This window comes from Streptomyces sp. NBC_01591 (genome assembly GCF_035918155.1).
In the GTDB taxonomy this organism is placed as follows: Bacteria; Actinomycetota; Actinomycetes; order Streptomycetales; family Streptomycetaceae; genus Streptomyces.
The window spans coordinates 2,919,038-2,937,651 of sequence record NZ_CP109327.1; the positions used below are offsets into that span (position 1 = coordinate 2,919,038).

16 protein-coding genes are annotated in these 18,614 nt (G+C 70.7%); 5 read left to right on the forward strand and 11 right to left on the reverse strand.

All coding sequences use genetic code 11. The features are described 5' to 3' along the window. Positions 1-186 precede the first annotated feature (186 nt). The 4 genes from dnaG to OG978_RS13675 all read right to left on the reverse strand — a co-directional run bounded on the left by dnaG (position 187) and on the right by OG978_RS13675 (position 5,222). The gene (gene dnaG / locus OG978_RS13660; protein WP_326765494.1) at positions 187-2,097 is read right to left on the reverse strand and encodes a DNA primase; all 1,911 of its coding nucleotides are present in this window, start codon (positions 2,095-2,097) and stop codon (positions 187-189) included. 138 nt (positions 2,098-2,235) lie between these two features. Beyond that, on the reverse strand, positions 2,236-3,495 hold the full coding sequence (locus tag OG978_RS13665) for an NAD(P)/FAD-dependent oxidoreductase (RefSeq protein WP_326765495.1): 1,260 nt from the start codon (positions 3,493-3,495) through the stop codon (positions 2,236-2,238). A gap of 92 nt (positions 3,496-3,587) precedes the next feature. Beyond that, on the reverse strand, positions 3,588-4,913 hold the full coding sequence (locus tag OG978_RS13670) for a deoxyguanosinetriphosphate triphosphohydrolase (protein ID WP_326765496.1): 1,326 nt from the start codon (positions 4,911-4,913) through the stop codon (positions 3,588-3,590). 96 nt (positions 4,914-5,009) lie between these two features. Beyond that, positions 5,010-5,222, reverse strand: coding sequence for a hypothetical protein (locus OG978_RS13675; protein ID WP_326765497.1), 213 nt, complete (start codon positions 5,220-5,222; stop codon positions 5,010-5,012). A 214-nt stretch (positions 5,223-5,436) separates the two neighbouring features. On the opposite strand from OG978_RS13675, the gene OG978_RS13680 reads away from it, so the two are divergent. Beyond that, entirely contained in the window at positions 5,437-6,147 is a 711-nt protein-coding gene (locus tag OG978_RS13680) for a SanA/YdcF family protein (RefSeq protein ID WP_326765498.1), read from the forward strand. A 36-nt stretch (positions 6,148-6,183) separates the two neighbouring features. Here OG978_RS13680 and cutA read toward each other — a convergent pair whose 3' ends face one another. Then, entirely contained in the window at positions 6,184-6,522 is a 339-nt protein-coding gene (cutA, locus tag OG978_RS13685) for a divalent-cation tolerance protein CutA (RefSeq protein WP_326765499.1), read from the reverse strand. A gap of 87 nt (positions 6,523-6,609) precedes the next feature. Next, positions 6,610-7,236 (reverse strand): NADPH-dependent FMN reductase, encoded by a 627-nt coding sequence (locus OG978_RS13690; protein ID WP_326765500.1) that lies wholly within the window; start codon positions 7,234-7,236, stop codon positions 6,610-6,612. Between the two features lie 87 nt (positions 7,237-7,323). On the opposite strand from OG978_RS13690, the gene OG978_RS13695 reads away from it, so the two are divergent. The 3 genes from OG978_RS13695 to OG978_RS13705 all read left to right on the forward strand — a co-directional run bounded on the left by OG978_RS13695 (position 7,324) and on the right by OG978_RS13705 (position 10,141). Continuing rightward, a complete protein-coding gene (locus tag OG978_RS13695; RefSeq protein WP_326765501.1) occupies positions 7,324-8,124 on the forward strand; it encodes an aminotransferase class IV family protein in 801 nt (266 codons plus the stop codon). A 463-nt stretch (positions 8,125-8,587) separates the two neighbouring features. Continuing rightward, the gene (locus OG978_RS13700; protein ID WP_326770318.1) at positions 8,588-9,418 is read left to right on the forward strand and encodes a hypothetical protein; all 831 of its coding nucleotides are present in this window, start codon (positions 8,588-8,590) and stop codon (positions 9,416-9,418) included. A 99-nt stretch (positions 9,419-9,517) separates the two neighbouring features. Further along, positions 9,518-10,141, forward strand: coding sequence for a class F sortase (locus OG978_RS13705; protein WP_326765502.1), 624 nt, complete (start codon positions 9,518-9,520; stop codon positions 10,139-10,141). Positions 10,142-10,198: 57 nt separating this feature from the next. Here the strand turns inward: OG978_RS13705 and OG978_RS13710 are convergent, their stop codons facing one another. Then, complete coding sequence (locus tag OG978_RS13710) at positions 10,199-10,987, reverse strand: sulfite exporter TauE/SafE family protein (protein WP_326765503.1); 789 nt, start codon at positions 10,985-10,987, stop codon at positions 10,199-10,201. A gap of 85 nt (positions 10,988-11,072) precedes the next feature. Between OG978_RS13710 and OG978_RS13715 the strand changes: the two genes are divergently transcribed. After that, positions 11,073-12,002, forward strand: a complete 930-nt coding sequence (locus OG978_RS13715) for an oxidoreductase (RefSeq protein ID WP_326765504.1) — start codon at positions 11,073-11,075, stop codon at positions 12,000-12,002. Between the two features lie 25 nt (positions 12,003-12,027). On the opposite strand, the gene OG978_RS13720 is transcribed toward OG978_RS13715, so the two are convergent. The 4 genes from OG978_RS13720 to dusB form a co-directional block, all read right to left on the reverse strand. Then, entirely contained in the window at positions 12,028-12,432 is a 405-nt protein-coding gene (locus tag OG978_RS13720; RefSeq protein WP_326765505.1) for a VOC family protein, read from the reverse strand. Positions 12,433-12,545: 113 nt separating this feature from the next. Then, positions 12,546-13,520: an ArsR/SmtB family transcription factor gene (locus OG978_RS13725; RefSeq protein ID WP_326765506.1), complete on the reverse strand. Its 975-nt coding sequence runs from the start codon at positions 13,518-13,520 to the stop codon at positions 12,546-12,548. Positions 13,521-14,028: 508 nt separating this feature from the next. Further along, positions 14,029-16,776: a pyruvate, phosphate dikinase gene (gene ppdK, locus OG978_RS13730; protein WP_326765507.1), complete on the reverse strand. Its 2,748-nt coding sequence runs from the start codon at positions 16,774-16,776 to the stop codon at positions 14,029-14,031. A 635-nt stretch (positions 16,777-17,411) separates the two neighbouring features. Continuing rightward, positions 17,412-18,560 (reverse strand): tRNA dihydrouridine synthase DusB, encoded by a 1,149-nt coding sequence (dusB, locus tag OG978_RS13735; protein WP_326765508.1) that lies wholly within the window; start codon positions 18,558-18,560, stop codon positions 17,412-17,414. Positions 18,561-18,614: the final 54 nt, after the last annotated feature.

An 18,614-nucleotide genomic window follows, 5' to 3' on the forward strand; every position in this document is an offset into this window, starting at 1 on the left:
GATCGCTGCCGGACCGCGGGGATGGAGGACCACCGTTCGATGGGCCGGCCGCGCTCCGATGTCTCAGGCACCGCCCCCAGTGTGGGGGAAGACACATCGCTGCCACGAGGGGCGTGCGGGGACTTTCTGAGTTCGGTCCGTGACCGGGCGATTACGCGGGGCGCTCCCACCGGAAGGCGCTACGTGTCAGAGCGCGTCGGCCCCGCTGTTGCGCAGGGACTGGGCGTACTGCTGGAGCACCCAGACCTCGTTCTGCGCCGCCGCCAGGTGGTCCGGGGCGACATTGCTGCCGAGGCGGGCGAGGCTGCCCTGTACGTCGTTGATCCGGCGGTCGACGGCGCGCAGCCGGACCTGGACGAGCTGCATGCCCGCGTAGGTCTCGTCGATGGTCTTGCCGTGGAAGACCTCGACGGCGAGCTCGGTGACCAGATTGCGCACCGTGTCGTTGGGGGCCACGTCCAGGACCTGGACCAGGTATTCGCGAGTCTCGGGGACGCCCAGCTCGGCGCCACCCGCCTCCGCGATGCACTGCCGGACGGCGGCGTACGGCGGGGCGGTGAACTCGTCGGCCCCGTAGGCGTCGAAGGCCGGGGAGACCAGGGCGGGCTTCTGCAGGGCGAGCTTCAGCAGCTCGCGCTCGGTGCGGTGGGCGGGGCTGCGGAGGTTGAGCGCGGGGCCGGAGGGGGCGGCGGCGGGCGCCTGGACCTGCTGGTGCCGGGGGCCGCCGCGGGAGGGTGTCTGGCCGGGGCCCCGCTGGTCGCCCCGTTCGCGGGCCCAGCGGGCGAGCTGGCCGACCCGCTTGACGACGAACTGGGTGTCCAGGATGCCGAGCATGCCGGCCAGCTGGACGGCGACCTCGTGCTGCGAGGAGCTGTTCTTGATCCGGGCGACGACGGGGGCCGCCTCGTCGAGCGCGGCGCCGCGGCCCGCCGGGGTCTCCAGGTCGTACCGGCCGACGATCTGGCGGAGCGCGAACTCGAAGAGCGGGGTGCGGGGTTCGACCAGATCGCGGACTGCCTCGTCGCCCTTGGCCAGGCGCAGATCGCAGGGGTCCATGCCGTCAGGGGCGATCGCGATGTATGTCTCCGCGGCGAACTTCTGGTCGTCCTCGAAGGCGCGCAGGGCGGCCTTCTGCCCGGCCGCGTCACCGTCGAAGGTGAAGATCACCCGGGCGCTGCCGTTGTCCATCAGGAGGCGGCGCAGGATCTTGATGTGGTCGCCGCCGAAGGCCGTGCCGCAGGTGGCGATGGCGGTGGTGATCCCGGCGAGATGGCAGGCCATGACGTCGGTGTAGCCCTCGACGACCACCGCCCGGCTGGCCTTCGCGATGTCCTTCTTCGCCAGGTCGATGCCGTACAGCACCTGGGACTTCTTGTAGATCGAGGTCTCGGGGGTGTTGAGGTACTTCGGTCCGTTGTCGTCGTCGCGCAGCTTGCGGGCGCCGAAACCGACGATGTCGCCGGAGGTGTCGCTGATCGGCCACATCAGCCGGCCGCGGAAGCGGTCGATGGGGCCGCGCCTGCCGTCCTGGGAGAGGCCGGAGGTGATCAGCTCCTTGTCGCTGAAGCCCTTGCCGCGCAGATAGCGGGTGAGGTGGTCCCAGCCCGCCGGGCTGTAGCCGACGCCGAAGTGGGCGGCGGCCGCCTGGTCGAAGCCGCGCTCGGCGAGGAACTTCCGGCCGATCTCGGCCTCGGGGCCGTCCAGCTGCTCGACGTAGAACTGGGCGGCCACCTTGTGCGCCTCGACCAGCCTGATGCGCTCGCCGCGCTGGTGGGAGGGGTTGTAGCCGCCCTCCTCGTACCGCAGGGTGATGCCCGCCTTGGCGGCGAGCCGCTCGACGACCTCCGCGAACGTCAGATGGTCGATCTTCTGCACGAAGGCGATCGTGTCGCCGCCCTCCTGGCAGCCGAAGCAGTGGAAGAGACCCTTGCTCGGGCTCACCTGGAAGGAGGGGGACTTCTCGTCGTGGAACGGGCAGAGTCCCTTGAGGTTGCCACCGCCCGCGTTGCGCAGCTGGAGATACTCGGAAACGACGGCGTCGATCGGGACCGCGTCCCGTACCGCCTTCACATCGTCGTCATTGATCCTGCCTGCCACGGGTGAAGTCTACGGGTGGGGTACGACAGCCGTGGAGCGTGCCGATGTGATCCGGGGAACCCGGTGGTGCCGTGCGGACCGGCCGGGTCGTCCCGTCCGGGAGCGCCGGGCGGGACGGCCGGGCCTGTCCGGCACGGCTCAGGACAGGGTCTCCAGCGGTACGGAGGGGTCCGCCAGCGCGTCCGGGTCGATCTGCCGGCCGGACCGGATCAGCCCCTGCACGGTCTCGGTGACGTCCCACACGTTGACGTTCATCCCGGCCAGCACCCGGCGGTCCTTCAGCCAGAAGGCGATGAACTCCCGCTTCCCCGCGTCGCCGCGGATGACCACCTGGTCGTAGCTGCCCGGCGGCGCCCAGCCCGAGTATTCGAGGCCGAGGTCGTACTGGTCGGAGAAGAAGTAGGGCACCCGGTCGTAGCTGACGTCCTGGCCGAGCATGGCGCGGGCCGCGGCCGGGCCGCTGTTCAGCGCGTTCGCCCAGTGCTCCACGCGCAGCCGGGCGCCGAGCAGCGGGTGGGCCACGTTGGCGACGTCACCGGCCGCGAAGATGTGCGGGTCGCTGGTGCGCAGCGAGGCGTCGACGGCGATGCCGCCGCCGTCCGCGCGTGGGGCCATGGCGAGCCCGGCGGTCTCGGCGAGGGCGGTGCGGGGTGCGGCGCCGATCGCGGCGAGGACGTCGTGGGCGGGGTGCTCCTCGCCGTCGTCGGTGCGGACGGCGAGCACCAGGCCGTCCTGGCCGATGATCTCGGTGAGGCGGAGGCCGAAGTGGAAGCGGACCCCGTGGTCGCTGTGCAGATCGGTGAAGATCTGGCCGAGTTCGGGGCCGACGACCTGGTGCAGCGGGGTCGGCTCCGGTTCCACGACGGTGACCTCGGCGCCGTACCCGCGCGCTGCCGCCGCGACCTCGAGGCCGATCCAGCCTGCCCCGGCGATCACCAGGTGGCCGTTGTCGCGGCCGAGTGCGGCCAGTACGTTGCGCAGCCGGTCGGCGTGGGCGAGGCGGCGCAGATGGTGGACGCCGGCCAGGTCCGTGCCGGGGACGGGGAGGCGGCGCGGCTCGGCCCCGGTGGCGAGCAGCAGCTTGTCGTAGTGGACGACGGTGCCGTCGCCGAGCTGTACGGCGCGGGCCTCCCGGTCGAGCGAGGTGACGGGCTGTCCCAGGTGCAGCTCGATGTCGGCGCCCGCGTACCAGGCGGTCTCGTGGACGAAGACACTGTCGCGGTCCTCCTTGCCGGACAGATAGCCCTTGGAGAGCGGCGGCCGTTCGTACGGATGGTCGCGTTCGTCGCCGAGAAGGATCACCCGGCCGCTGAAACCCTCCGCCCGGAGTGTCTCGGCTGCCTTCGCTCCCGCCAGTCCTCCGCCGACGATGACGAACGTCCGATGTGCGTCGACCACTTGATGCCTCCTCGGTGCTTGCTGCGCGGCGCCGCCAACTGCGAGCGTCCCGCACGCAGCGTGATGGCGAAAGAGGGTGTACCCCGATCAGGTCACACCCAGTGTCTACGTTCCGTGAGCGCCGCGTGCAGCGAGCGGGCCGAGGCGTCGGTCAGGGCGGCGATCTGGTCGACCAGGACCCGCTTGCGGGCCCGGTCGTCGCGGGCGGCGTCGAACAGCGCCCGGAACTGCGGTTCCAGTCCCTCCGGGGCGCGCGCGGTCAGCGCGGCGGCCAGCTCGGCGATGACGATCCGCTGGTCGGCGCGGATCGCCTCCTGCTCGGCGCGCTGCATGACGTACCGGTCGGCGACCGCCTTGAGCACGGCGCATTCGTTGCGGGCCTCGCGGGGGACGACCAGCTCGGCGGCGTAACGGCCGAGGCGGCCCGTCCCGTACGCCTGCCGGGTGCTGCTCTCGGCGGCGAGGCAGAACCGGCCGATCAGCTGGCTCGTCGCGTCCTTCAGCCGGGCCTGGGCGACGGCGGATCCGTCGTAGTCGTGCGGCCACCAGTCCTGGGCGATGAGCCGGTCCAGGGCGTCGGCCAGCTCCTGGGGCTCGGTGTCCGCCGGGACGTAGCGGCCGATGGCGACGGCCCAGATCTCGTTCCGCTCCGGTTCGGCGTGGAGGCAGTTGGGGTCGATGTGCCCGGCGTGCAGACCGTCCTCGAAGTCGTGCACGGAGTAGGCGACGTCGTCGGACCAGTCCATGACCTGGGCCTCGAAGCACTTGCGGTCCTTCGGCGCCCCCTTGCGGGCCCATTCGAAGACCGGCAGGTCGTCCTCGTAGACCCCGAATTTCGGCGAGCCGGGGTCGATGGGGTGCGCGCCGCGCGGCCACGGGTACTTGGTGGCGGCGTCCAGGGCGGCACGGGTCAGGTTGAGTCCGACGCTGACCAGCTCGCCGGTGCGGGTGTCGGGCACGAACCGCTTCGGTTCGAGTCTGGTCAGCAGACGCAGCGACTGGGCGTTGCCCTCGAAGCCGCCGCAGTCCGACGCGAAGTCGTTGAGCGCCTGCTCCCCGTTGTGCCCGAACGGCGGGTGGCCCAGGTCGTGGGCGAGGCAGGCCGTCTCGACGAGGTCGGGGTCGCAGCCGAGCGCGGCCCCGAGCTCGCGGCCGACCTGGGCGCATTCGAGGGAGTGGGTGAGCCGGGTACGCGGACTGGCGTCCCAGGCATGGCTGCGGGTGCCCGGGGTGACGACCTGGGTCTTCCCGGCGAGCCGCCGCAGCGCGGCGGAGTGCAGCACCCGGGCGCGGTCGCGCTGGAACGCGGTACGGCCCGGCCGTTTGTCCGGCTCGGTGTCCCAGCGCTCGGCGTCGGCCGCGCCGTAGGGGGCCGTGCCGTGGTCCTGTGTGCCGTGCGTGCCGTCCATGCCGTCCATGGTTCCGACAGTAAACGGCCGGGCCGACAAGAGGGCTCAGGCGGCCGCCCGGAGATGTTCATCAGGTTCTCCCTCGTCGGCCGGGCGCGGCCCGGTTCACCGGGACCGCCGTGCCGCCCGCTCCGCCGCCGCGTGCCACCACCCCGGTGGCGAGGGGACCGTGGGACGGGAGGTGGGCTGGTCGGGGTGGAGGCCCAGGGGGCGCAGCGCCGAGGCGCGGGCACGGACGGTGATCCAGCCGTGCCAGTGGCCGTCCGGGCCAGGGGCGCAGGCCAGGTCGCAGAGCAGTTCGCCGGCAGGTATCGGCATCCAGTCGATGCCCCGGTCCCGCAGTCAGGCGCGGGCGGCGGCCGCTGGGTGCGGGGCGCCCTTCACGTTCTCGTACGCGGCGATCGTCACCCAGTCGTCCTCGGCTTCGGTTCGGTTCATGGCATTCATCCTGCCCGCTCGAGAACCCTTTCGGCCTGTGAATCGTCCGATCATGTGGGACGACGGAGCACGGCACGGAAAGAGGGGGGCTCCCATGCGGGTGAAGTGGCCGGGACGGCAGTTGCTCGGGCGGTTGCGGCCGCGGTGGCCGCGGACGCGGCGTGGGCAGCGGCGGGCCGTGCAGGGGGTGATGGTCGCGTGTGTGTTCGCGCTGACGCCCGCGACCTGGATGTACGCCGTCGCCGACGCCCGGGTCAGGACGACCGCGGACGCGCCCGCGCAGCAGGTGGCCATGGTGTTCGGGGCGGGGCTCTGGCAGGGCAGGCCCTCGCCGTATCTCGCCAACCGGCTGAAGGCCGCCGCCGAGCTGTACCGGGACGGGAAGGTGAAGGTCGTGCTCGTGACCGGTGACAACAGCCGGAAGGAGTACGACGAGCCGGATGCCATGCGCACCTATCTCAGGGAGCACGGGGTGCCGGACAAGCGGATCGTGAGCGACTTCGCCGGGTTCGACACCTGGGACTCGTGCGTGCGGGCCAAGAAGATCTTCGGGGTCGACCGCGCGGTGCTGGTGAGCCAGGGGTTCCACATCCGCCGGGCGATCGCGCTGTGCCGGTCCGCGGGGATCGACGCGTACGGGGTGGGCGTGGACGCCGTGCACGACGCGACCTGGTACTACGGCGGGACGCGGGAGGTGTTCGCGGCGGGGAAGGCGGCGCTGGACGCCGTGTTCAAGCCCGATCCGCACTTCCTGGGGCCGCGGGAGCCCGGGATCGGGGAGGCGCTGGCGGCGCACGGGCGGTAGCCCAGGAAGGGGCCCGGGGCTACCGCGGCCCCCGCGCTACAGGGACGTGACCGGGGCGGTCTCGGCCGAGACCCACGCAAGGTACGGGGCGCTGCCCCGTACCACCGGGATCGCGATGATCTCCGGGGTCTCGTAGTCGTGCGCCGCCCGCAGATGGGCCTCCAGTTCGTCGTAACGCTCTGCCGTCGTCTTGAACAGCAGCTGCCACTCCTCGGTGGTCTCGATGGCGTTCTGCCAGCGGTAGACCGAGGTGACGGGCGCGGCGATCTGTACGCAGGCGGCGAGCCGCGCCTCCACCGCGCCCTGCGCCAGGGAACGGGCCTTCTCCTCGCTGTCCGTCGTGGTCAGTACGGTCAGCCATGCCGGCGTCGTCACCTTCGGCTCCTGCGGGGTCGGGTTGCGGGGGTGTCCCGGTACCCGTCGATTGTCGGGGACGCCGCGGCGCGGCGCAGCGCCGCCGGGTCAGACGCCGTACGGGCGGACGGCCTTGGCGTCGCGCAGGGCGTGCCCCCACCAGACCAGCTGGTCGAGCAGCGCCTTGGCCGCCGCGTCGCAGCCCGCCGGGTCCCGGTGCCTGCCCTCGTCGTCGAAGAGGGCGCCCGCGTTGGGGAAGGACACGGTCTCGCGGATGCCGACGGTGTGCAGTTCCGCGAAGACCTGCCGCAGGTGTTCGACGGCGCGCAGCCCGCCGGAGACTCCGCCGTACGAGACGAAGGCAACGGGTTTGGCCTGCCACTCGTCGCGGTGCCAGTCGATGAGGTTCTTCAGCGGGGCCGGGTACGAGTGGTTGTACTCGGGGGTGACGACGACGAAGGCATCGGCCGCCGCCAACCTGGATGAAACGGCCGCGAGTCGGGGCTGCGCGTCGGCGTCGGGCCGGAAGGAGAGGGCGACGGGGAGGTCGAGTTCCGCGACATCGACCAGGTCGGTCCGGATGTCGGGGCGGGGGCCGGTGTGCGAGAGGAACCAGTCGGAGATGACGGGGGCGAACCGTCCCTCGCGGTTGCTGGCGAGAATGACCGCGACCTTCAGGGGTGCGGTGGAGCCGGTCGTGGGTGCGGTGGATGAGGGTGCTGTGGTGAGGTCCATGCGAAGAGACTCATATGTCAACCATGGTTGAGGTCAAGCCCTTCCGCCGGGCCCCGCCACCGGGCGTCGCGGCATACGGTGGAGCGCATGACGACTCCCCCGCCCGCGCCCTTCCCGTACGCCGAGTTCGATGGACACCCGGCGACCGAATCGGACCTGCGGATTCCGGCCTTCCTCGGCTACGGCCATTTCACGGCCATGCAGGTCAGGGACGGGAAGGTACGCGGCCTCGATCTGCATCTGGCACGGCTGGACGCCGCCAATCAGGAGCTGTTCGAGCGCGGTCTGGACGGGGCACGGGTCCGCGAACTGATCCGGCACGCGCTGGACGGCGCCGGGGTGCGGGACGCCTCGGTCCGGGTCCACGGCTATCTGCCGCCGGGTGACACGGAGACGACCGTCATGGTCACGGTGCGCGGGCCGGCCCGGAAGTCCGCCGAACCGCACGGCCTGATGTCCGTTCCGTACGCCCGTACCGTGCCGCACATCAAGCGGCCAGGCGAGTTCGGCCAGACGTACTACGCACGGCTGGCCGCCCGCGCCGGGTTCGACGAGGCCCTGCTGACCCTGCCGGACGGCGCGGTGACGGAGGGCTCGATCACCAACATCGGCTTCTGGGACGGCACTTCGCTCGTGTGGCCGGACGCTCCCTGTCTGCTCGGCATCACCATGGCGCTGCTGGAGCGGGAACTGCCCGGCGCGGGGCTGGAGTCCGTACGGCGTCCGGTGACCCTGGACGGGCTGGCCGCGTTCCGGTCGGCGTTCCTCACCAACTCGCAGGGCATCGCGCCGGTCCGGCGGATCGACGACACGGAATTCGCGGTGGACGAGGAGTTGATGAAGCGGATCGGGCAGGCGTACGAGGGTGCGCGGTGGGACACGATCTGACGCGCCCTGCCCCTGCGCGGTCGGGCGACCGCACCGGGTCGAAATGCTGCCGCAGCAATCGGCCACCGAATGTGACGGACCGTGCGCGACCGGACCCCCCTTGGCGCGAATCCGCCCTCACCGGTCCCAGGGGGGATGGGCCCGGTGAGGGCGGTGACCGGGGGCGGTCCCGTGCACCGTCCCGTGGGGGGTGTGAGACGTGTGCCCGACGTCCGCGAGGTCATGCGTGTGATGTACGCCACTTTCTTCCGGGGTGGCATCACCCGATCGGCACCCGTCGGCACGGGACCGGCTCCACCGGCTTCGATCACCGCTGTGACCTGCGCGATTACACCTTGGCAAGGACGCCGCGCCGGTCCGTTCGAGTGAAAGCTGACTCGGTGTCAGCAGGCATGGGTGGCGGCCCGCCCGTTAGCTCGTGGTCAGGACACACCTACTCGCGCCATCGCCGGAGGAACCCCCCATGCGTCCTGCCCGCCTAGTGACCGGTACCGCCGCATCCGCGGTCACCATAGCCACGCTCGGCTTCCTCACCGCCGCGCCGTCCGCGTACGCAGGTGATGCCGGCGCGGTGCGGACCGGATCGGCCGATGCCGCGTCGCAGACGGCCGGTGGTTTCGGGGCGCGGGCCACGGGCGACGAAGCCTCGGCCGACGACGCCGGGTCCGATTCTGAGTCCGGGTCCGATTCCGGGTCCGGGTCCGGCACGGACACCCCGTTCAGCCTCGACGCCCTTTCCGGCCTCGACACCCCCTCGCTGCTCGACTCGGCCGGCGGGCTCGACGCCTTCTCCGGACTCGACATCCCGAGCGGGCGCGAGACCCCGTCCGGGGACGAGGACACGGACCGGGGCGAGAGCTCGTCCGAGCACGACAGCTCGTCCTCGTCGGGGCACGACAGCTCGTCCTCGTCGGGGCACGACAGTTCGTCCTCGGGCGGGCGCGAGAGCGGGAGCCCGTCCGAGGAGGAGGGCCCGGGCAAGCCCGACAGCTCGTCGTCCGGACATGACAGCTCGTCCTCGTCCGGACATGACAGCTCGTCGTCCGAGCACGACAGTTCGTCCTCGTCGGGACACGACAGCTCATCGTCCTCCGGGCACGACAGCTCGTCCTCCGGGCACCGCCCCTGGGGCGCCCCAACCGCCCCCACCGGGCACGTCAAAACCGGAGTCGGCGGCAGCGTCCGACCCGACACCACCCAGATCGCGGCGGGCGCCGGCGTTCTCGCCGCGACCGCCGTCGGCGGAGCCTGGCTCCTGCGTCGCCGGGCGAGCGGCACGCAGGAAGCCGGCTGACAGAGACGGATTCACGTCTCCGTACCGCCTGGTTTCCGTCCCGGTGGCCGCGCGCCACCGGGACGGGACCGTCCCCCTTACGTCACCCGGAGGACGACCGTGTCCCAGAAGGCCAAGGGCTGGCTGCTGGTCATCGCGGCGCTGGCCGGTGTCTGGCTGATCCGGAACGGTGCCGACACCCAGCTGGTCCCGCCCCGGCCGACCGCCGCCCAGGCCTTCGCCGGTGGCCCGGAGCCCCAGCCGGGGTCCCAGGTCGCCGAGCCGTTGCAGCCTTCGGCCCCCGTACGCATCCGCATCCCGAGCATCCGGGTGGACGCCCCGATGTTGCGTCTCGGCCTCGGGCCCGACGGCAGTCTCGACGTGCCCCCGGCCGGGAACCGCAACGTCGTCGGCTGGTACCGGGACGGCACTCCCCCGGGCTCCAGAGGCAGCGCGATCGTCGCCGGTCATGTGGACAACGCGCAGGGGCGGTCGGTCTTCTACGACCTGGGCGTGCTGCAAAAGGGCAGCACGGTCGAGGTGGTCCGCCAGGACGGCCGCACCGCCGTCTTCTCCCTCGACGCGATCGAGGTCTACGAGAACGAGAACTTCCCCGACGAGCGGGTGTACGGCGCCGCGTCCTTCGCCTCGCTGCGGCTGATCACCTGCGGCGGCGGCTTCTCGAAGAAGACGGGGTACGAAGGCAATGTGGTGGCGTACGCGCACCTGACCGCCGTGCGGTGAACCCGCCGTCATGGTGGACCCGTCGTACGGTCGCCCCGCCCGCCGGGCATCCGCCGCTCAGGCCGTCCACTGGTCGAAGGCCAGCTTCGCGATCAGCGAGAACACCACGACCAGCAGCACGCCGCGGACGAACTCGCTGCCCTTCCTGAGTGCCATCCGCGCCCCGAAGAGCCCGCCCGCCAGGTTGAACACCGCCATCAGCGCGGCCAGTTGCCACAGCACACTGCCCTGGTAGGCGAACATCGCCAGCGCGCCACCGTTGGTGCAGACGTTGACGATCTTGGCGGTGGCGGACGCGGTCACCAGATCGAGGTGGAGCACCGCGGTCAGCGCCAGCACCAGGAACGTTCCCGTACCGGGGCCGAACAGCCCGTCGTAGAAGCCGATGCCGCCGCCGACCAGCACGATGGCGGTGACGGTGCGGGCCCGGGTGACCTGCTGCCGCACACCGTCGTCCGTGTCCCTGCCGAACGAGGGCCGCAGCATCACGAACGCCGCGACGGCCAGCAGCACCACCATGATCACCGGCCGGAGCACCTCGCTGCTGATCCCGGCGGCGAAGAACGCGCCGGCCATCGATCCGGCCAGCGCCGCGAGCCCGATCCGCAGCGCGGTCCCGACCTTCACCGGCGCCTTGCGTACGTACGTCACGGCGGCGCCCGACGTACCGACGATCGCGACCGCCTTGTTGGTGCCGAGTACCTGCGCGGCCGGTACGTGCGGCAGGCCCAGGAGCAGTGCGGGCAGCAGAAGCAGTCCGCCGCCGCCGACCACCGCGTCGATCCAGCCGGCCGCGGCCGCGGCGAGGCACAGGACAACCAGGGTGGTGAAGGTTATGTCGGGCATGATCGCGACCCTAAGGACGCGATCCGTGCGCCGTCCATCCGATTGAGCCAAACCTGAGGTTCCCGCACGGCCGTACGCTGGGCCCATGAGCCACGGCTGGAACGCGAACGACATCCCTGACCAGAGCGGCCGTACGGCCGTGGTCACCGGAGCCAACAGCGGCATCGGCCTGAACACCGCGCGGGAGCTGGCCCGGCACGGTGCGCGGGTCCTGCTCGCCTGCCGTGACGAGACGCGCGGCGAGGAGGCCGCGTCCCGTATCCGGAAAGCCGTGACCGGCGCGGACGTGGCGTTCGTACCGCTCGATCTGGCCGATCTGGACTCGGTGCGCGAGTTCGCCGCGACCCATGCGCCCGGCCGGCTCGATCTGCTGATCAACAACGCGGGCGTGATGGCCCTCCCGTACGGGACGACGGCCGATGGCTTCGAGCGGCAGTTCGGCATCAATCACCTCGGGCACTTCGCCCTGACCGGGTTGCTGCTTCCCAGGCTCCTCGACACCCCCGGGGCGCGTGTGGTGACCGTCTCCAGCGGGATGCACGCGCTGTCCGACATCGACATGGGGGATCTCAACAGCGAGCGGAAGTACCGTCGCTGGATCGCCTACGGCCGCTCGAAGACCGCCAACCTGCTCTTCGTCCATGAGCTGGCGCGACGGCTCACGAAGGCCGGCTCCCGGCTGGTGGCCGCCGCCGCGCACCCGGGCTACGCGGCGACCAACCTGCAGTCCGCCGCCGCCCGGATGGAGAACCGCAGGGCGGCGGAGCGGGTCTTCGAGCTCGGCAACCGGATCGTCGCCCAGCCCGCGTCGGCCGGTGCGCTGCCCACGCTGTACGCGGCGACCGCGCCCGGCGTGCGCCCCGACTCGTTCACCGGGCCGGGGCTGCTGGGCTGGCGCGGTGCGCCCGCCCCGTCCTGGCGGGCGGGCTGGACGCGCGACGATGTGACGAGCGAGCGGCTCTGGGTGGCGTCCGAGCAGCTCACGGGGGTGACGTACCCGGGCCTCGCCCCCTGACCGATCCTGATCCGCCGGACAGCCTCTAGCCCTCGACTGCGGCGGGGTCCATCCACACGACCTCCCAGATGTGGTTGTTCGGGTCCTGGAAGGAACGGCCGTACATGTGGCCGTAGTCCATCGTCTCGTTGGCGGGCGACCCGCCGGAGGCGAGGGCGGTGTCGACCAGCTCGTCCACCTTCTCCCTGCTCTCGGCGCTCAGGGCGAGGATGACCTCGGTGGACTTCGAGGAGTCGGCGAGCTCCTTCTTGGTGAATTCCTTGAAGCGCGGCTCGGTGAGGAGCATCGCGAAAATGGTGTCGCTGATGACGAGACACGCGGTGTTCTCGTCGCTGAACTGCGGGTTGCACGAGAAACCCAGCTTGCCGAAGAAGGCCTTGGTCGCTTCGAGGTCCTTGACCGGCAGGTTGACGAAGATCATCTGAGGCATGGCCGCTTCGCTCTCTCTGTTGTTCGAACGTGTACGACAGGTAGACGGCGGGGCTTCCCGGAACTCATCGCTGCCCGCGAAGAATATTTTCGCCGCCCCGGGCCCCGTCCGCCTCAGGACAGGGCGAGCGGGGCGCCGCCCCGGAGCAGCGATCCGCCCAGGGGCGTCAGCGTGTGCAGGACCGAGCCGCCGTGCCGCAGGGTGTGGATCAGGCCCGCCTCGCGCAGCACGCAGGCGTGCTGGCTCGCCGAGGCGAGGGACACTCCGGCCCGGAGCGCGAGCTCGCTGGTCGTGCAGCCGTTCCCTATGGCGCTCAGGACCGTCGAGCGGGTGTTGCCGAGGAGCCGGCCGAGCCAGGGGCCCGGTTCGGCGAAGACCGGGGCGCGGGAGTGGGTGACCGGGTAGACGAGGACCGGCGGGAGCCGCGGGTCGCGGTAGACGACCGGGGTGACGCGGCAGAAGAAGGACGGCTGGAGCAGCAGTCCCCGCCCGTCCAGATGGATTTCCCGGTCGACGGGGTAGTCCGCCTCCAGCACGGGGGCCCGCCAGCGGATCATCGGTGGGAGGGAGGCGAGCAGTTCGTGCGCGCCGCCGTCCAGGAGGGCGCGGCCGCGTACGGCGCGGTCGGCCTCGACGCTGGCCCGGATGTGCGGCCAGTACGGTTCGATGGCGGCGCGGTGGTAGCTGCGCAGCGCGTCGACGAGGCGGCCGAGCGGTTCGGCGCGGCAGTCCGGGGAGCGGCCCGCGTCGCGGCGTTCGGCGCCGAGCAGGGCGAGTTCGGCCAGGACCCGGCCGGGCGGGGTGTCACACAATGCCTGCATTCCCGCGTCGACGCCATACGGTTCGCCGTTTTCCTGAGAAGGCGTCAGGAAATCCGGGAAATAGCCGCGCGGCGGAATCACGGCGGACAGCAGACGTACTTCACCATTCAACCGCGGCCGGGTTTCCGTACGCCATTTCCCGAACACCGCGGAACCGCGCCGGTCCCTCAGCCGGTGGAAACTCAGAGCGGTTTCCCACAGCGCGTCCGGCCGGGTGGCCATCCGCACCTTGGAAAGGTCCACTCCGGACATATGGATACGCAGCACCGGTCCCCCACCTGTTGCACCTGCAATTACCCCCACCCCAGGGTAGGTGATCCGTAACAGCACGTCACCACGGGGTTTCGGCCAGAGGTGAAACGCCTCGCACCCACCCGCCGTCACCCGAAAAGCTGTACGGCGTCGGGCACGATTCCGGCGCCACCGGAAGGGCGAGTGAAGGCCGTGGGGGGTTTTGCTCGCCCGGCGGCGGTGGACGACGGTGCGGCTCCGTGCCCGATGGGGGTAACCCGGGTGCGGCCCATGGATGGGGATCCATGGGCCGCATCCCGGTCCGTTCCGGGCACATGTCTTTGCGTATTGAACGAACTTTGCCTAATGCGCGAAGAAAAGACACAACGTCGAACAACGACTTTCCCCAGAACAAAACGAGACGGCGGCACCCCCGCACAGGGTGCCGCCGTCCTTGGGTGTTCCGGAGTTGCCGTCGAGCCGGTGAGGGTCGTGCTGGGCCGACGGCGCTCCGGGTCAGGGGGTCAGGGAGTCCGGTAACGGGTCAGCGGCTGTCGCTGCCGGTCGAACCCGCCGCCGCACGGCCCGCTTCGAGCCGGGCGACGGGGATGCGGAACGGGGAGCAGGACACGTAGTCCAGGCCCACCTCGTGGAAGAAGTGCACCGACTCCGGGTCTCCGCCGTGCTCGCCGCAGACGCCGAGCTTCAGGTCCGGGCGGGTGGCCCGGCCGGCCGCGACGGCGCTGCGCACCAGCGAGCCGACACCGTCCTTGTCGATCGTCTCGAACGGCGACACCCCGAAGATGCCCTTCTCCAGGTACGCGGTGAAGAACGAGGCCTCCACGTCGTCGCGGGAGAAGCCCCACACCGTCTGGGTCAGGTCGTTCGTACCGAAGGAGAAGAACTGCGCGGCCTCGGCGATCTGGCCCGCGGTCAGCGCGGCGCGCGGCAGCTCGATCATCGTGCCGATGGTGAGCTTCAGCCGGGTGCCGGTGGCCGCCTCGACCTCGGCGATGACCTGGTCGGCCTCCTCGCGGACGATCTCCAGCTCCTGGACCGTGCCGACGAGCGGAATCATGATCTCGGCGCGCGGGTCGCCCTTGGCGTTCTTCCGCTCGGCCGCGGCCTCGGCGATCGCCCGTACCTGCATGGCGAACAGGCCGGGGATGACGAGCCCGAGACGGACGCCGCGCAGACCGAGCATCGGGTTCTGCTCGTGCAGCTTGTGCACGGCCTGGAGCAGACGCAGATCGTTCTCGTTGGCGTCCTTGCGGGACTCGGCGAGCGCGACCCGCACCGAGAGCTCGGTGATGTCGGGCAGGAACTCGTGCAGCGGCGGGTCGAGCAGCCGTACGGTGACGGGCAGTCCGTCCATCGCCTCGAACAGCTCGATGAAGTCGGCCTTCTGGAGCGGGAGCAGCTCCTCCAGCGCGGTCTCGCGCTCGGCGTCGGTGTCCGCGAGGATCAGCTTCTCGACCATCTCGCGGCGCTCGCCGAGGAACATGTGCTCGGTGCGGCACAGGCCGATGCCCTGGGCGCCGAAGCGGCGGGCCCGCAGCGCGTCCTCGGCGTTGTCGGCGTTGGCCCGCACCCGCAGCCGGCGCACCCGGTCCGCGTACGCCATGATCCGGTGCACGGCGGCGACCAGCTCGTCGGCGTCGTCGGCGCCGGCGTGCATCCGGCCCTCGAAGTACTCGACGACCGGGGACGGTACGACGGGGACCTCACCGAGGTACACCTTGCCGGTGGAGCCGTCGATGGAGACGACGTCGCCCTCCTCGACGACCCGGCCGCCCACTGTCATCCGGCGGCGCTTGGTGTCGACCTCCAGGTCCTCGGCGCCGCAGACACAGGTCTTGCCCATGCCGCGGGCGACGACGGCGGCGTGCGAGGTCTTGCCGCCGCGCGAGGTCAGGATGCCCTCGGCCGCGATCATGCCGTCGAGGTCGTCGGGGTTGGTCTCGCGGCGGATCAGGATGACCTTCTCGCCGGACCGGGACCACTTGATTGCGGTGTACGAGTCGAAGACGGCCTTGCCGACCGCGGCGCCCGGAGAGGCGGCGATGCCGCGTCCCAGCAGCTCGGTCTTCGCTTCGTCGTCGAAGCGCGGGAACATCAGCTGCGCCAGCTGCGCGCCGTTGACCCGCTGGAGCGCCTCGGCCTCGTCGATCAGGCCCTGGTCGACGAGCTGGGTCGCGATCCGGAAGGCGGCACCGGCGGTGCGCTTGCCGACCCGGGTCTGGAGCATCCACAGCTGGCCGCGCTCGATGGTGAATTCGATGTCGCAGAGATCCTTGTAGTGGGTCTCCAGCGTCTCCATGATCTGCATCAGCTGGTCGTACGACTTCTTGTCGATCGACTCCAGCTCGGCGAGCGGCACGGTGTTGCGGATACCGGCGACGACGTCCTCGCCCTGCGCGTTCTGCAGGTAGTCGCCGTACACGCCCTGATGGCCGCTGGCCGGGTCACGGGTGAACGCGACGCCCGTACCGGAGTCGGGGCCGAGGTTGCCGAAGACCATCGAGCAGACGTTGACGGCCGTGCCCAGGTCGCCGGGGATGCGCTCCTGGCGGCGGTAGAGCTTGGCCCGGTCGGTGTTCCACGAGTCGAAGACGGCCTTTATGGCCAGGTCCATCTGCTCGCGCGGGTCCTGCGGGAAGTCGCGTCCGGCGTCCCGCGCGACGATCTTCTTGAACTGCTTGACCAGCTTCTTCAGGTCGGCCGCGTCGAGGTCGACGTCGACGGTGACGCCCTTGGCCTCCTTCGCCGCCTCCAGCGCCTCCTCGAAGAGGTCGCCGTCGACACCGAGGACGGTCTTGCCGAACATCTGGATGAGGCGGCGGTAGGAGTCCCACGCGAACCGCTCGTCGCCGGCCTGGGCGGTGAGACCGACCACGGACTCGTCGGAGAGGCCGATGTTGAGAACCGTGTCCATCATGCCGGGCATCGAGAACTTCGCGCCGGAGCGGACCGAGACCAGCAGCGGGTCGTCGGCCTGGCCGAGCTTCTTGCCCATCCGCGCTTCGAGGGCGTCGAGGTGCGCGCTGACCTCGGCGCGCAGCTCGGTCGGCTCCTCGCCGCTTTCGAGGTAGACCTTGCACGCCTCGGTGGTGATGGTGAATCCCGGCGGGACGGGAAGCCCGAGGTTGGTCATCTCGGCGAGGTTCGCACCCTTGCCGCCGAGGAGGTCCTTCAGATCCTTGTTGCCCTCGGTGAAGTCATAAACGAACTTCTCGCCCTTGAGCTCCGGGGATTCCGGGGTGGCTACGTGGGGATCTTTGTTTTCCGACACGGGTCTCGACTCCTCGAGGACGCGGTGGCTGCCCTGACGGCGAGGAACATACCCAGATCGAAGGTGTCTGGGTACGTCCACTTGCGCGTCATGAGGCCTCAACCACCCGTCCGCCAGCAGATCGAAAGTGACGCGACCTGTAGTCCGATCGGCAGTATTCGTTCACTTCTTGAACACATAAGCACTGAGGGCTATCAATATCGGCCATTCTGGTGACACTGCGCAACGGAAGCGTCGATCGATCAAAGTGGAGGTCCTTGGCACCCAGTGCCATCATTTGAGAAATGCAGCCCTCAAAATTGCGCTCATCCGAGCACACCAGCTCTCAGGGTGGCGAGAATCACTCTACGGTCGGCGCTCAGATGTCACCATCCGGACGCCCGATCGGCGACTGCCCGTCACGCGTTGATCACCGAAGCGCACCCAGGGCGGGGCCGAGTCACCGCCCGATGCCCGTTTCCGACTCGTTCGAGCCGTCCACCGACCGAACCGCCGCCGAATCCGACTAAATGTGGCGCTCAGATGAGCGAGGCAAAAGAAGAGGCACGCGGTGCCTGTGGCGCCGCGTGCCCGCGAAGGGCCCGGAAGACCGGGCGAACCCCCTCAGAGCCTGTCGGGTGACCTCCGACCGGCTCTCAGCCGCCCGAGGTGTCCAGCTCCGCGTCCGCGCTCACGCCCGCGCAGTCGTACGGGTCCTTCAGCCAGCCGTCCGGCAGCACCACGCGGTTGTTGCCCGAGGTGCGCCCGCGCGGCCCGTCCGCGCCGTCCGGCCACGGCTGGTCCAGGTCCAGCTCCTGCAACTGCCCGCCCAGCTCCTCCAGCGACGAGGTGATCGCGAGCTTCTTGCGCATCTCCGAGCCGACCGCGAAGCCCTTGAGGTACCAGGCGACATGCTTGCGGAAGTCGATCACGCCCCGCGTCTCGTCGCCGATCCACTCCCCCAGCAGCGTCGCGTGCCGCAGCATCACGTCGGCGACCTCCCGGAGCCCCGGTGCCTGCCGCGTCCCCGTGCCCTCGAACGCGCTCACCAGGTCACCGAAGAGCCAGGGGCGGCCCAGGCAGCCGCGGCCCACCACCACGCCGTCACAGCCGGTCTCGCGCATCATCCGGCGGGCGTCGTCCGCGCACCAGATGTCGCCGTTGCCCAGGACGGGGATCTCCGGGACGTGCTCCTTGAGGCGGGCGATGGCGTCCCAGTCGGCGGTGCCGCCGTAGTGCTGGGCGGCCGTCCTGCCGTGCAGGGCGACAGCCGTGACACCCTCCTCGACCGCGATCCGGCCCGCGTCCAGGTAGGTCGTGTGGTCGTCGTCGATGCCCTTGCGCATCTTGATGGTGACCGGCAGATCACCCGCGTTGGAGACCGCCTGGTTGAGGATCGCGCGCAGCAGCGGCCGCTTGTACGGGAGCGCCGAGCCGCCGCCCTTGCGGGTCACCTTGGGGACCGGGCAGCCGAAGTTCAGGTCGATGTGGTCGGCGAGGTTCTCGTCGACGATCATCCGGACGGCCTTGCCGACGGTGACCGGGTCCACTCCGTAGAGCTGGATCGAGCGCGGGGTCTCGCTCGCGTCGAAGTGGATCAGCTGCATGGTCTTCTCGTTGCGCTCGACCAGCGCCCGCGTGGTGATCATCTCGCTGACGAACAGCCCCTTGCCGCCGGAGAACTCCCGGCACAGGGTGCGGAACGGGGCGTTGGTGATGCCGGCCATGGGGGCGAGCACCACCGGCGGCTGCACCGTGTGCGGGCCGATCCGGAGCAGCGGGAGCGAGGGGGCGAGCGTGGTCATTGCTCCATTGTCGCGTACGGAGCGGGGCTCTCCGGCGGCGGAGTTCGTTAGTTA

Coding starts and splice junctions, on each gene's coding strand:
- OG978_RS13720 (WP_326765505.1), bottom strand. CDS start 12,432: ATGCCTCAGATGATCTTCGTCAACCTGCCGGTCAAGGACCTCGAAGCG.
- dusB (WP_326765508.1), bottom strand. CDS start 18,560: ATGACCACGCTCGCCCCCTCGCTCCCGCTGCTCCGGATCGGCCCGCAC.
- OG978_RS13695 (WP_326765501.1), top strand. CDS start 7,324: ATGACGACTCCCCCGCCCGCGCCCTTCCCGTACGCCGAGTTCGATGGA.
- OG978_RS13680 (WP_326765498.1), top strand. CDS start 5,437: ATGCGGGTGAAGTGGCCGGGACGGCAGTTGCTCGGGCGGTTGCGGCCG.
- OG978_RS13670 (WP_326765496.1), bottom strand. CDS start 4,913: ATGGACGGCATGGACGGCACGCACGGCACACAGGACCACGGCACGGCC.
- OG978_RS13710 (WP_326765503.1), bottom strand. CDS start 10,987: ATGCCCGACATAACCTTCACCACCCTGGTTGTCCTGTGCCTCGCCGCG.
- OG978_RS13675 (WP_326765497.1), bottom strand. CDS start 5,222: ATGCCGATACCTGCCGGCGAACTGCTCTGCGACCTGGCCTGCGCCCCT.
- OG978_RS13690 (WP_326765500.1), bottom strand. CDS start 7,236: ATGGACCTCACCACAGCACCCTCATCCACCGCACCCACGACCGGCTCC.
- OG978_RS13700 (WP_326770318.1), top strand. CDS start 8,588: ATGCGTCCTGCCCGCCTAGTGACCGGTACCGCCGCATCCGCGGTCACC.
- OG978_RS13715 (WP_326765504.1), top strand. CDS start 11,073: ATGAGCCACGGCTGGAACGCGAACGACATCCCTGACCAGAGCGGCCGT.